Source organism: Streptomyces spongiae, from assembly GCF_009377185.1.
Taxonomy (GTDB): domain Bacteria; phylum Actinomycetota; class Actinomycetes; order Streptomycetales; family Streptomycetaceae; genus Streptomyces; species Streptomyces spongiae.
The window spans coordinates 1-12,607 of record NZ_VJZC01000281.1 but is presented as its reverse complement, the minus strand read 5'-3'; the positions used below and the strand labels follow the sequence as shown (position 1 = coordinate 12,607).

General features: G+C 70.4%; 16 protein-coding genes. 8 read left to right on the top strand and 8 right to left on the bottom strand.

Annotation, left to right across the window (positions count from 1 at the left end; translation table 11 throughout):
• Positions 1-107 precede the first annotated feature (107 nt).
• The 3 genes from FNH08_RS30005 to hisN form a co-directional block, all read right to left on the bottom strand.
• Positions 108-524 (bottom strand): Fur family transcriptional regulator, encoded by a 417-nt coding sequence (locus FNH08_RS30005; RefSeq protein WP_152774665.1) that lies wholly within the window; start codon positions 522-524, stop codon positions 108-110.
• Between the two features lie 143 nt (positions 525-667).
• The gene (locus FNH08_RS30000) at positions 668-1,060 is read right to left on the bottom strand and encodes a CBS domain-containing protein (RefSeq protein ID WP_152774664.1); all 393 of its coding nucleotides are present in this window, start codon (positions 1,058-1,060) and stop codon (positions 668-670) included.
• Positions 1,061-1,289: 229 nt separating this feature from the next.
• Positions 1,290-2,090: a histidinol-phosphatase gene (gene hisN, locus FNH08_RS29995; protein ID WP_152774663.1), complete on the bottom strand. Its 801-nt coding sequence runs from the start codon at positions 2,088-2,090 to the stop codon at positions 1,290-1,292.
• A gap of 439 nt (positions 2,091-2,529) precedes the next feature.
• On the opposite strand from hisN, the gene FNH08_RS29990 reads away from it, so the two are divergent.
• On the top strand, positions 2,530-3,147 hold the full coding sequence (locus FNH08_RS29990) for a TetR/AcrR family transcriptional regulator (RefSeq protein ID WP_152774662.1): 618 nt from the start codon (positions 2,530-2,532) through the stop codon (positions 3,145-3,147).
• 24 nt (positions 3,148-3,171) lie between these two features.
• Here the strand turns inward: FNH08_RS29990 and FNH08_RS29985 are convergent, their stop codons facing one another.
• The 4 genes from FNH08_RS29985 to FNH08_RS29970 form a co-directional block, all read right to left on the bottom strand.
• A complete protein-coding gene (locus FNH08_RS29985) occupies positions 3,172-3,495 on the bottom strand; it encodes a DMT family transporter (RefSeq protein ID WP_152774661.1) in 324 nt (107 codons plus the stop codon).
• 180 nt (positions 3,496-3,675) lie between these two features.
• A complete protein-coding gene (rsgA, locus tag FNH08_RS29980) occupies positions 3,676-4,689 on the bottom strand; it encodes a ribosome small subunit-dependent GTPase A (RefSeq protein WP_152774660.1) in 1,014 nt (337 codons plus the stop codon).
• 16 nt (positions 4,690-4,705) lie between these two features.
• Entirely contained in the window at positions 4,706-6,022 is a 1,317-nt protein-coding gene (aroA, locus tag FNH08_RS29975; protein WP_152774659.1) for a 3-phosphoshikimate 1-carboxyvinyltransferase, read from the bottom strand.
• A 124-nt stretch (positions 6,023-6,146) separates the two neighbouring features.
• Positions 6,147-6,860 carry a M50 family metallopeptidase gene (locus FNH08_RS29970; RefSeq protein ID WP_152774658.1) on the bottom strand — a complete coding sequence of 238 codons (714 nt, stop codon included), beginning with the start codon at positions 6,858-6,860 and terminating at the stop codon, positions 6,147-6,149.
• 48 nt (positions 6,861-6,908) lie between these two features.
• Between FNH08_RS29970 and FNH08_RS29965 the strand changes: the two genes are divergently transcribed.
• From FNH08_RS29965 to rsrA, 4 genes are all read left to right on the top strand, one after another.
• Entirely contained in the window at positions 6,909-7,724 is an 816-nt protein-coding gene (locus tag FNH08_RS29965) for an SOS response-associated peptidase (RefSeq protein WP_152774657.1), read from the top strand.
• Between the two features lie 22 nt (positions 7,725-7,746).
• Positions 7,747-8,373 (top strand): alpha/beta hydrolase family protein, encoded by a 627-nt coding sequence (locus tag FNH08_RS29960; RefSeq protein ID WP_322725741.1) that lies wholly within the window; start codon positions 7,747-7,749, stop codon positions 8,371-8,373.
• A gap of 268 nt (positions 8,374-8,641) precedes the next feature.
• Positions 8,642-9,325 (top strand): RNA polymerase sigma factor SigR, encoded by a 684-nt coding sequence (gene sigR, locus FNH08_RS29955; protein ID WP_322725737.1) that lies wholly within the window; start codon positions 8,642-8,644, stop codon positions 9,323-9,325.
• Complete coding sequence (gene rsrA, locus FNH08_RS29950) at positions 9,322-9,624, top strand: mycothiol system anti-sigma-R factor (RefSeq protein ID WP_152774655.1); 303 nt, start codon at positions 9,322-9,324, stop codon at positions 9,622-9,624. The genes sigR and rsrA overlap by 4 nt, the downstream gene beginning before the upstream one ends.
• A gap of 91 nt (positions 9,625-9,715) precedes the next feature.
• On the opposite strand, the gene FNH08_RS29945 is transcribed toward rsrA, so the two are convergent.
• Positions 9,716-10,081, bottom strand: coding sequence for a hypothetical protein (locus FNH08_RS29945; protein WP_152774654.1), 366 nt, complete (start codon positions 10,079-10,081; stop codon positions 9,716-9,718).
• A 155-nt stretch (positions 10,082-10,236) separates the two neighbouring features.
• On the opposite strand from FNH08_RS29945, the gene FNH08_RS29940 reads away from it, so the two are divergent.
• From FNH08_RS29940 to FNH08_RS29925, 3 genes are all read left to right on the top strand, one after another.
• Complete coding sequence (locus FNH08_RS29940) at positions 10,237-10,611, top strand: hypothetical protein (protein ID WP_228034442.1); 375 nt, start codon at positions 10,237-10,239, stop codon at positions 10,609-10,611.
• Positions 10,608-11,441, top strand: a complete 834-nt coding sequence (locus tag FNH08_RS29935; protein ID WP_322725735.1) for a hypothetical protein — start codon at positions 10,608-10,610, stop codon at positions 11,439-11,441. Before FNH08_RS29940 ends, FNH08_RS29935 begins: the two co-directional genes overlap by 4 nt.
• Positions 11,442-12,087: 646 nt before the next feature.
• Positions 12,088-12,477 carry a roadblock/LC7 domain-containing protein gene (locus tag FNH08_RS29925; protein WP_152774653.1) on the top strand — a complete coding sequence of 130 codons (390 nt, stop codon included), beginning with the start codon at positions 12,088-12,090 and terminating at the stop codon, positions 12,475-12,477.
• Positions 12,478-12,607 lie beyond the last annotated feature (130 nt).

Here is a 12,607-nt window from a genome sequence, read left to right as displayed (position 1 = left end):
GAGTTCGTAAGAACTCCGGCCCCTCGGCATTTCGTGAGCGACTACAAGGTGAGCGACTACAAGTCGATATCTCGATTTGTAGTCGGCAGGCGTCGTCAGTAGCTCTTCTACGCGGCCGCGCAGTTGGGACACACGCCCCGGTATGTCACCTCGACGTCCGACACCGCGAAGCCGAAGCGCTCCGAGTCGGGGAGGTCGGCGATGGGATTGCCCGTCGGGTGGACGTCGCGGATCGCGCCGCACTGGGCGCAGACCAGGTGGTGGTGCGGGCGGTGCGCGTTCGGGTCGTACCGCTTGGCGCGCCTGTCCGTGGCGACCTCGAGCACCTCGCCGAGGGAGACCAGCTCGCCCAGCGTGTTGTAGACGGTCGCCCGGGAGATCTCGGGCAGCTTGGTGACAGCCCGCGCGTGCACCTCGTCGGCCGTCAGATGGACGTGATCGCCGTCGAGGACCTCGGCCACGACACGCCGCTGCGCGGTCATGCGCCATCCGCGTCCGCGCAACCGCTCCAGAAGGTCACTCATAAGGTCAGCTTAACAGCAAGAGGACCAGAATCCGAACAGGTGTGATTTTGGAGTCTGCCTTGACTTAGACATTGTCTATCGTAGGAGGCGGGCCGGAACTCCACGGGGGTTCCGGCCCGTTGGCGCGTGCGAGCCCTCGTTGGTCAGGCGGGTGCGGGCTGCCGTGCCGGGGTCCAGCAGCGGATGATGTCGCGGACCGAGACGATGCCGACGGGTTCGTCGCCGTCGAGGACGACGAGGTGCCGGAATCCGCCGTGGGTCATGGCGCGGGCGGCCTCCTCCAGGGTCCAGGACGGTGTGGCGAACACGACGTCGGTGGTGGTGTGGGCGTGTGCCCGCTCGGTGTCCGGGTCCTGGCCCAGGCCGACGGAGTTGAGGATGTCGCGTTCGGTCAGGATGCCGAGTCCGCCGGCGTCCGGGTCGAACACGACGGCGGCGCCGACCCTGCGTGCGGACATCAGTGCGGCGGACTGGCGGAGGGTGTGGTCGGGGCCGATGGTGAGGACCAGTGTGCTCATGGCGTCGCGGACGAGCATGGGGTTGAGCCACCTCCTAGGGAATCCCGGTGAGGGTTAGTTCAGGGATTCACAAGTTCACAAGTGGGGGGACTCTCAATGTGGCAGGTAAAGAGCAGGTCAACAAGAGGGCGTGCGTCGTGAGTTCGGGGGCGCTTGCGGGTCACTCCTCGAACGCTCGGGCGCCCCGCGCGACTCCGGATCGACTCAGGACTGATTCCGTACTGATTCAGGACTGACTCGGTACGGACTAGTACTGCTGGTTGAGGTAGCCCAGCAACTCGTCGTGGAGCAGTCCGTTCGACGCCGCCGCGTTGCCGCTGTGCGGGCCCTGGCGGCCGTCGAGGCCCGTGAAGGTGCCGCCCGCCTCGGTGACGACGATCGCGTTGGCCGCCATGTCCCACAGGGACAGCTCGGGTTCGGCGCAGATGTCCACGGACCCCTCGGCGACCATCATGTACGGCCAGAAGTCGCCGTACGCGCGCGTGCGCCACACCTCGCGGGTGAGGTCCAGGAAGCCGTCCAGCCGGCCCTGCTCCTCCCAGCCGCTCAGGGAGGAGTACGCGAAGGAGGCGTCGGACAGCGTCGCGACGTGCGAGACGTGGAGGCGGGAGGCGGAGGAGAGGCTGCGGCCGCTGAACGCGCCGTGACCCTTCGCGGCCCACCAGCGGCGGCCGAGCGCGGGGGCGGAGACGACGCCGACGACCGGCTGGTAGCCGCCCTCGCCCGCCTCCATCAGCGCGATCAGGGTCGCCCACACCGGGACGCCGCGGACGTAGTTCTTGGTGCCGTCGATCGGGTCGACGACCCAGCGGCGCGGACCCGTGCCCTCGATTCCGTACTCCTCGCCGAGGACCGCGTCGCGCGGCCGGGCGCGCTGGAGCTGGCCGCGGATCAGCTCCTCGGCGGCCTTGTCCGCCTCGCTCACCGGTGTCATGTCCGGCTTCGTCTCGACCTTGAGGTCGAGCGCCTTGAACCGGTCCATGGTCGCGGCGTCGGCGGCGTCGGCGAGGACATGGGCGAGCCGCAGGTCATCGAGATAGTCGGGCATGGGGGAACCGTATCCGGCGGGTCGCGGATCCGGCCACACGGCCCCGGGGATCATGCGGGACCTCCACGGGGGCGTCACGCGGGGACGAGCCGGTGCGGAGTGAGACGGGTGGTGCGGGTGGGATCCTCCCCCTCGGTGGGCGTGGTCGTACAGTTCCGCTCCGTTTGACGGGCGTTGCTCAGAGCACCCGGGGGCCGTGTCGTTTGCGCGAAGCCACCGAAGCCACCGAAGCCACCGAAGCCACCGCGCCTGCCGGAGCCACCGGAGCCACCGGAGTCGGCCTGAGCCGCCGCCTCGCCGGTCGCCACCCGCGACCGCCGCTGTCGCGACCGCGCATGTTGGCCGAACATGCGCCCCTCGGTGCAGCCGAGAACCCTTGACAGTGCTTTGACACGCGTCAAATCTGAGGTCCGGAGCTGCCGCTGGGCAGAGGGAGGCGATGATGCCTGCAGCGCGGGAATCCCTGTTGGACGCTGCCTACAAGGCGCTCGCGCGCCGTCCGTGGTCCGCCGTGCGCATGGTCGACGTCGCCGCCGTCGCCGGAGTGTCCCGGCAGACGCTCTACAACGAGTTCGGCAGCAAGGAAGGACTCGCGCGCGCCTTGGTGCGCCGGGAGGCCGACGGCTATCTCGCCGGTGTCGACCGTGCGCTGGCCGCGCACGTGGACGCCCGCGAACGGCTGGCCGCCGCCGCAGAGTGGACCGTCTCGGCCGCCCGGGGCAACGCTCTGGTCAAGGCCATGCTCACCGGCTGCTGGAGCGAACGCCTGCCCGCGCCGACGCTCACCGCGGTGCCGTCGTCGTCGGCCGTTCCCGCACAGCGCCGTGCCGACGGCCCCTTGCCCTCGCCCACCGACTTCGTGGCCCTGGCCCGTGACCGGGCCGTCGCCGTCCTCTCCGCCCCCGGCGTCCCGAGGACCGACACGACGGAGCTGGCCCGTTCCTGTGAACTCGCCGTCCGCGTCGCCCTGTCCTGTGTGTCCGCGCCCCCCGGCGAGGGTGGTGTCACCGACCTGGTGCGCACCGTCCTGCAACGGCAGCCCATACGGTCGGGGTGAGCTCGACCAGCTCCCGGATCTCAACTAGTGCGACGACCCCGACAGTTGAAGCCCCACGACCCCCACGATCACCAGAGTGATCGAGACGATCTTCAACGTGGACACGATGTCGCCGAGGAAGATCATGCCGTAGATCGCGGTGCCGGCCGCTCCGATGCCCGTCCACACCGCGTACGCGGGACCCACGTCGAGCTTCTTCAGCGAGAGGGTCAGCAGGCCGAAGCTGCCGAGCGCGAAGATGCAGAACGCGACCGTGGGCCAGAGTCTGGTGAAGCCGTGCGAGAGCTTCAGGCAGACGGCGAAGCCGGTCTCCAGCAGTCCCGCCACGATGACCAGCAGCCACGCCATGTCTCGTCCTCCCGCGTCCCCACGTTCCGTGACCGCTTCGTCTGGCTTGGATCGGCTCGGTGCGATTATGCACTTACCGGCCAGGTACGTAGGCAAACAACGCGGAGGTCAGCAGCCTTCCCGTCGGCGGCTTTCCCCTTGCCGCTTTCCCTCACAGCCTTCCCGCCGGCGGTACTCCCGTCAGTCGCCCTCGTGCCGCTCCCGCGTCGCCAGCAGCCGGCGCAGGGAGTACAGCCGGGCCGGGTCCGCATGCCCCGCCGTCACCCACTCGTCCAGCGCGCAGTCCGGTTCGTCATGACTGCACGCACGGGGGCAGCCCTCGGTTCCGGATTCCAGGTCGGGGAAGGCGTGGATCACGCGGGACGGATCGATATGCGCCAACCCGAAGGACCGTACGCCGGGGGTGTCGACCACCCAGCCTCCCCGAAGCTCTGCGAGCGGCAGCGCCAGCGCCGACGTCGTCGTGTGGCGGCCACGGCCCGTCACCGCGTTGACGTGTCCCGTCGTGCGGCGGCGCTCCTCCGGTACGAGCGCGTTGACCAGCGTCGTCTTGCCCACGCCCGAGTGGCCGACGAACGCCGTGATCTTGCCGTCCAGCTGTTCCCGTACCCGGTCCGCCGCATCGCCGTTCTCCAACTCCTCGCGGCTGGTGACGACGTAGGGGATGTCCAGGTCGCCGTACAGCTCCAGGAGCTTGTCGGGCGGGGCCAGGTCCGACTTCGTCAGCACCAGCAGAGGGGCCAGGCCGCCGTCGTACGCCGCGACCAGGCAGCGGTCGATGAGGCGCGGGCGGGGCTCGGGGTCGGCGAGGGCGGTGACGATGGCGAGCTGGTCGGCGTTGGCGACGACCACGCGCTCGTAGGGATCGTCGTCGTCGGCCGTGCGCCGCAGTACCGAGGTGCGGTCGGCGACGCGGACGATGCGGGCGATGGTGTCCTTCCTGCCGGAGAGGTCACCGACGAGGGCCACGCGGTCGCCGACCACCGCCGCCTTGCGGCCCAGTTCGCGGGCCTTCATCGCCATGATCACGCGGTCTTCGACGAGGCAGGTGAGCCGGCCGCGGTCGACGGTGAGGACCATGCCGTCGGCCGCGTCCTCGTGCTTGGGGCGGATGTTCGTACGGGGACGGTTGCCCTTGCGGTTGGGGCGGACCCGGACGTCGTCCTCGTCGGTGTGCTTGCCGTAGCGGCGCATGATCCCGGTCCGCCCGTCAGTTCCCGAGCATTCCGGCCCACAGATCGGGGAAGTCCGGCAGGGTCTTGGCCGTCGTGGCCACGTTCTCGATCCGCACGTCCTTCACCGCGAGGCCGATGATCGCGCCCGCGGTGGCCATGCGGTGGTCGTCGTACGTGTGGAAGACGCCGCCGTGCAGGGTGCGCGGGCGGATGTGGAGGCCGTCGGCGGTCTCGGTGACGTCGCCGCCGAGCTCGTTGATCTCCTTGGTGAGCGCGGCCAGCCGGTCCGTCTCGTGCAGGCGCAGGTGGGCCACTCCGCGCAGCGTCGAGGGGGAGTCGGCCAGGGCGGCGACCGCGGCGATGCCGGGAGTCAGCTCGCCGACCTCGGCCAGGTCCACGTCGATGCCGTGGATCGCGCCCGAGCCGGTGAACTCCAGCCCGTACTCGGTCAGTTCGCAGGAGCCGCCCATCTCGGTGAAGATCGCGCGCAGTTGGTCACCCGGTTGGGTGGTGCGGGCCGGCCAGTCCGGGACGAGGACCTTGCCGCCGGTCACCAGGGCCGCCGCCAGGAACGGCTGGGCGTTCGACAGGTCGGGCTCGATCGTCAGGTCCCGGCCCAGCAGCGCGCCCGGCGTCACCCGCCAGACGTTCGGCTCGCCGCCCGACTCAGGGGTGTCCACCTGGGCGCCGACCGCGCGCAGCATGTCCACCGTCATGCGGATGTGGGGCATGGAGGGCAGCGTCGAGCCGGTGTGGCGCACCTCGACGCCCTGGTTGAAGCGCGGGCCGGACAGGAGCAGGGCCGACACGAACTGCGAGGACGACGACGCGTCGATCTCGACGGGGCCGCCGTCCAGCGCACCGCTGCCGTGGACCGTGAGCGGGAGTGCTCCCCGGCCGTCGTCGTCGATCCGGGCACCGAGGGCACGCAGGGCGTCGATCACGCCGTTCAGGGGACGCTCGTACGAGCGGGGGTCCCCGTCGAAGCGGAGGGGACCGTCGGCGAGGGCGGCCACGGGGGGCAGGAAGCGCATCACGGTGCCGGCGTTGCCGACGTCGACCGTGGCGGGGCCGCGCAGCCCCGTGGGGAGCACACGCCAGGCCTCGCCGGTGCCGTCGGGGCCCACCCCTTCCTCGATCTCCACGCCCATCGCGCGCAGGGCCGCCGCCATCAGCAGGGTGTCGCGGGAGCGGAGCGGGCGGCGGAGCCAGCCTGGCTCGGAGGCGAGGGCGGCCAGCACGAGGGCTCGGTTGGTGACCGACTTCGACCCCGGCACGTGGACCGTCGCGTCGACGGCTCCGCTCGCGTGCGGGGCGGGCCAGAGGGCGGTGTGTGCGTTGTTCGGGGCCATGGGCCCCACTTTAGTGGGGGTTCGCCGACGGGGGTGCCTCGTGATCTCCGTGGGCGTCTGCGGGTCCGTTGGGGCTGGTCGCGCAGTTCCCCGCGCCCCTATGACTGCGCCCCTTCGGGGCGCGTCACACCTCCAGCAGCCACCTGCCCCCGCCCACCAGCGAGCACACGCTCACCGCGTGGAACAGGAACAGCCACATGCCCGCCGGTGCGTGGGTCAGGCGGGCCAGTTGGTCCGCGTCCGAGTCGCCCGCGCCACCCCGGCGCCGCTTGGCCTGGAGTTCGAAGGCCGGGCGTACGCCGCCCAGCAGCAGGAACCACACCACGACGTACGCGAACGCCGCCTGCACCTGGGGCCCGGCCAGCCAGGAGACCACCACGAACGTGCCGCCGGTCAGCAGCACCGTGACCGCCCCGTACGCGTTGCGGATCATCACCAGCATCGCGACGAGCAGCACGGTGGCCAGCCACAGCAGCGCGGTGATGTGCCCGGCGGCGAGCAGCGCGGCACCGCCGAGGCCGAGCAGCGGGGGAGCGGTGTAGCCCGCGGCCGCCGTGAGGATCATGCCGAGCCCGGTCGGCTTGCCCCGGCTGACCGTGAGGCCGCTGGTGTCCGAGTGCAGACGTATGGCCGTGAGGGTCCGCCCGGTGAGGAGCGCGACCAGGCCGTGGCCGCCCTCGTGGGCGATGGTGATGGCGTTGCGCGAGAGCCGCCAGACCGTGGGCGGGACGACCGCGGCGAGCGCGGCGACCGCGGTGGCTATCACGACCCAGAGGTCGGGGTCGGGCTGGCTTCCGAAGACCTCGTTCCAGACGTCGGCCAGCGAGGTGGTGTCCATCTTGAGCTTGGCTCCCTTGCTCTCACGGAGTCTGGCAGTGTGACACGTATGTGCGGACGGTATTCAGCGAGTCGTAGGCCAGAGGATCTCGCAGGAGTCTTTGAGATCGAGAAGTGGGAGCCCGAGGAGACGTTGGCGCCCGACTACAACGTGGCTCCCACCAAGGAGGTCTACGCGGTCCTCGACCGTCCCCTTAAGGACGTCGACGACAAACGGCCGGTTCGTCAGCTCCGCAGGCTGAAATGGGGCCTCGTCCCGTCCTGGTCCAAGACGCCCGAGGGCGGCGCCCGCATGATCAACGCCCGCGCCGAGACCGTCCACGAGAAGCCCTCGTACCGCCGTGCCTTCGCCACCCGGCGCTGCATCCTGCCCGCCGACGGCTACTACGAGTGGGTCACCGGCAAGCAGGAGCGGGATCTGGAGGAAGAGGGCAAGAAGAAGCGGCCCCGCAAGCAGCCCTACTTCGTGCTCCCCGCCGACGGCTCGGTGTTCGCGATGGCAGGGCTGTACGAGTTCTGGCGGGACAGGACGCTTCCGGACGAGCACCCGCAGGCCTGGTGGGTCACCTGCTCGGTCATCACGACCGAGGCCGAGAGCACCCCGCTCGCCGTCGCCCCGGCGGACGGCCCGTACGCCCTGGCCGACATCCACCCCCGGATGCCGCTGATGCTCACCCCGGACCGCTGGGACGCCTGGCTGGATCCGGCCCGCACCGACCTCGACGACCTGCGCGGTCTGCTCGTCCCGCCACCCGCCGGACTGATGCGGGCGTACCCCGTGACCACCGCCGTCAGCAACGTTCGCAACAACGGGCCCGAGCTGCTGAAGGAGCTGGAGGGGCCCGAGGAGGGCACACTTTTCTGATGTGACTTCTGATGTGACCGAGATCATCGAGACGATCGAGACGGACGCGGGCACGGCCCGGATCACCTGGCGCGGGGCGCCGAAGGCACGGCTCGTCCTCGCCGTCAGCCACGGCGCCGGCGGGGGCGTCGAGGCCCGTGATCTTCAGGCCCTCGCCGAGGCGCTGCCCGCGCACGGTGTGACCGTCGCCCTCGTGGAGCAGCCCTGGAGGGTGGCCGGCAAGAAGGTCGCGCCCGCCCCGAAGACGCTGGACGTGGGCTGGCGGGGCGTGTGGCCGGCGCTGGCGGGGCCCGGGCTCCCCGTGATCGCGGGCGGCCGGAGCGCGGGCGCCCGGGTGGCCTGCCGTACGGCGACGGAACTGGGCGCCACGGCCGTCCTCGCCCTGAGCTTCCCGCTGCACCCGCCGGGCAGGCCCGAGAAGTCCCGTGCCGACGAACTGCTCGGCGCCGGGGTGCCCACCCTCGTGGTACAGGGCGGCAATGACCCGTTCGGCCGACCGGAGGAGTTTCCGCGGGGCGCCTACGAGCTCGTGGAGGTGCCGTACGGCGATCACGGCTTCGCCGTACCGAAGCGGGCGCCCCTCGATCAGGACCGGGCACTGGAGATCGTCACGGACGGCGTCACGCAGTGGAGTGCGTCACTCCGGTGAGGGCCCTGATACCGGGCGGGAATGCGGGATCCCCGTCGGCTGTTGTGCGGATCAGACAGCGCGGGAACGTGCTGAACCGTTCGTACGAGAGGGAGTCCGCCGCATGGGTTCGACCATCTGCCCGAGCCGAAGCAGCGCCAGTGACCTGGACTGGACGGTGCTGCACGCGGCCAAGAGCGCCCCTATTCGGGCGGCGGGTGGACACGATGTTCGTCTATCCTCCGATTCGAGTGGGACCGGTTTCGGTCCCACCCAGACTCTGGAGGAGGTGGGTCCGGTCACTGGGACCGACGCAGGGACCGAACACGGCCAGGCGGAGCAGCCCGAGGGCCGGGGTGGCGGCACGGAGACGACCGCCGAGCGCAGCGCGCGCTTCGAGCGGGACGCGCTCGAGTTCCTGGACCAGATGTACTCGGCGGGGCTGCGCATGACGCGCAATCCGGCCGACGCCGAGGACCTGGTGCAGGAGACGTACGCGAAGGCGTACGCGTCGTTCCACCAGTTCCGTGAGGGCACCAACCTGAAGGCGTGGCTGTACCGGATCCTCACCAACACCTTCATCAACTCGTACCGCAAGAAGCAGCGCGAACCGCAGCGCAGCGCGGCCGAGGAGATCGAGGACTGGCAGCTGGCGCGCGCCGAGTCGCACATGTCGACCGGTCTGCGCTCCGCCGAGTCGCAGGCGCTCGACCACCTGCCCGACTCGGACGTCAAGGAAGCGCTGCAGGCGATCCCCGAGGAATTCCGCATCGCCGTCTACCTCGCGGATGTAGAGGGCTTTGCGTACAAGGAGATCGCGGACATCATGGGGACACCCATCGGTACGGTCATGTCCCGCCTCCACAGGGGTCGCCGTCAGCTGCGCGACATGCTGGAGGACTACGCCCGTGACCGCGGACTGGTCCCGGCCGGCGCCGGAGAGTCGAACGAAGCGAAAGGCTCGGGCTCATGAGCTGCGGAGAGCCGCACGAGACGGATTGCAGCGAAATCCTCGACCATCTCTACGAGTTCCTGGACCGTGAGATGCCGGACGCGGACTGCACCAAGTTCGAGGTCCACTTCGAGGAGTGCTCGCCGTGCCTGGAGAAGTACGGGCTCGAGCAGGCCGTGAAGAAGCTGGTCAAGCGGTGCTGTGGGCATGACGACGTGCCGACCGACCTGCGTGCCAAGGTCATGGGACGCATCGAGATGATCCGTTCCGGGCAGACCGTGCCCGAGCACGACGTGACGGCGTCGCCGCAGGAGTCGTGAACGTCCGGTCCTGAGGCCCGGAGTCCAGGAGGCCCAGGAGTCCTGACCTCATGGACTCCAGGCCCACTGCTTGTCGCCGCGGCCGGGCAATTCAGACGTCGAGCTCGGCCTCGATCCGCTTCAGACCGTGCCGGGCCAGGGCCAGATTGCTGCGGCCCCGGTCGAGCGCCAGGTAGAGGAAGAGCGATCCCTTGCTTGCGGCGAGCGGCCGGATCAGGTGGTACTGCTTGCCCAGCGTGATCAGTATGTCCTCGATCACGTCGTTCATGTCCAGCGAAGCCAGCGTGCGCATCTTGGAGCGCACGACCTCCGTGTTTCCCGCGGCCGCGAGTTCCAGGTCGAGGCCCTGGCCGCCGCCGAGCGCCCCGAGTGACATGCCGCTCTCGTAGTCGACGAGGGCGACGCCGAGGGCGCCTTCGATGGACATGGCTTCCTTGAGCGCGGTCTCGATGCTCATGCTGCTGCCCCAATTCCTCAGTGCTGCTGACCGGTCACTGTCCGGCCATCTACGATCGAACATGTGCGACCCACGGGTCACGAAACGTCAACTTTGTTGTGTGTTGTGGAAGTTGACGTTCAAAGTACTGTGCGACGTTGGGAGATGGAGGGGGAATGGGGGAAACGACTACGGCTCTCCAGGCTTCCCTGGACCGGCTTCTCGATTCTCCCGGGGTCACCGGCGTCGCTCTCGTCGACGCGGTCACGGGCCTGACCTACGGCGTCGCGGGAGACACCGCCGAGGCCGGGGACGGGTCGGAAGCCTCCGAACTCGCCGCCCTCATCGCCGAACGACTGGGTGCGGCGGGAGCCGAGGGGGAGTTGGAGAGCGTGGTCACGACCAGCACGAAGCGCCAACAGGTGCTCTTCACCGTGGGGCGGCCGGCGGGTGATCCCCTGCTGCTGTCGGCGGGACTCGACCGGGACCGGGCCAATGTGGCGCTGGCGCTGCGGAGTCTGGGCGACCGGGCCGGCGAGGTACTGGCGTGACGGCGCCCGAGGCACGCAACGTGCCCGCGCTCCTGCTGGGGCTCCGCGAGGAGGGCTTCAGCGGGACGGTACGTGTCTCCGGCCACCCCGGAGGAACGATCCACCTGCGGAACGGGCTGGTGGGCGCGGTCGAGACCCCGGGAGCGCCGACCGTCACGTCGGCGCTGCTCACCTCGGGGCGGATCGGCGACGAGGACTGGCTGGCGGCGTGCGCCGCGGAGCCCGACGCGGACCGGCTGGGCGGACACCTCGTGGCCGCCGGACTGATCGGTGCGGCTGAACGGGAGGTCGTCTGCGCCGCGGCCGTCTTCGACGGCGCGTTCGCCATGGCCCTGAGCCCCCCGGGCAGTTGGGAGCTGTCCGACCGTGAGCCCGCGCTCCTCGCCGAGCCGGGCGTGGAGCCGCGACAGCTGACCGAGGAGACCTCCCGGCGCATGGCGTTGCTGGCCCGGTCGGGGGGCGCTCCGAGTGAACTGACTCGTGTCCGTCCCGCGGCTGTCGCGAGCTCGGGCCCCCGTCGGCCCGGCGGACTCGCCCGCCGGCACCAGGATGTCCTCGACCACGTCAACGGGCGCCGTACACCGCGCGACATCGCCTTCGCGCTGGGGCGGGGGCTGTACGCGGTGCTGCTGGACCTCATACGCCTGGAAGCGCTGAACCTCGTCCGGTGGGACGTCAAGGCCGCACCCGACAGCCGGCCGAGCACCGCACCCCGCGCGGCGGGGGCGGACAGTCCCGCCGCCGCGGCGGCGCCGAAGGTGGTACCCCTGCCGAAGCGCAGACCCGGTGGCGGATTCCCCGGGCACGACGGCGGACTGAGGGGTGGGTAGTGAGTCCAGACGACGACCGGGCGGCGAAAGCACGGCAGCGGATCAAGGCAGCCCGTTCCCAACGAGCCCCGACGCGCAGACGGAAGGACTCCAAGGCCCCCGCCAAGGACCAGAACGCGACCAAGGCCCCACAGGACCAGGAAGCGCCCGAAGCCCCACAGGACGAGAACGCGGCCAACGCGGCCAGGACCCCACAGGACCAGAACGCGGCCAGGGCCCGGCAGAGTCAGAACGCGGCCAACGCCCCACCGGACCAGCACGAAGCAACAGGACCAGCAACAGAGCCAGAGGACCAGGAAAAAGCGACGACGGACGCACGCCCCACGCCGGACACCCACCCCGGTTCCTTATCCGCATCCGCGCGGAACGCGTTACCGGTACGCCGGCCGCTGCCTCGACGCGGTGCGGTACCGACTCCTGGGAGCCCCCGGCAGGAGGCCGAGACCCCGCCCGCGGCGGCGTCCGTACCCCCACCCGCTCTCTTTTCGATGCTGTCGGCCGAGGACCTCGCCGCCGACCAGCCATCGATCGAAACGCTGCGGCGCGTCCGCGAAGCGCTTCGAACTCTCCCGGAGTCCGACTGACTCCCTGAGTCCGATTGGACCATACCAGTACCGGCATATGCCCGGAACAAGGAGCACGTCATATGACCGAAAACCCACCGCCCGATTCCCTGACCGGCATTCTGACCTCGCTGCGTGAACGGGTGATGGGGGTCTCCGAGAGCGTCCTGTCCACCATCGACGGCCTTCTCGTCGTGGCGGACGCCGACACCGTCCACCCGGAGTCCGTCGCCGCCCTCGCCGCCGCGACCCTCGGTGTCGGCCGCCGGATGGCCGACACCACCGGCGTGGGAGCGCTCCGCGAGGTGGTCGCCCGCTGCGGCTCGGGCCACGTCATCGTCCTGGCCGTCGGCGACCGTGCCCTGCTCACGGTCAAGGGCGACGACGGCCTCGACCTCGTGGCGTTCCAGCGCGAGTCGCCGGCCGCGGTGGAGCAGCTGAACAAGGTGCTCGCGTCCGACGTCGCCAACTGAACGACCGTACCCCGCCCGGACGAACGTACGAGCATCGGAGGGTCCGATCACTCGGACGGGGTATTCAGCGCCGAGTGTGACCGCGGATTCCGTCCATAGCCTCCCCCACCTGCCCCGCCCCGCCCTAGGC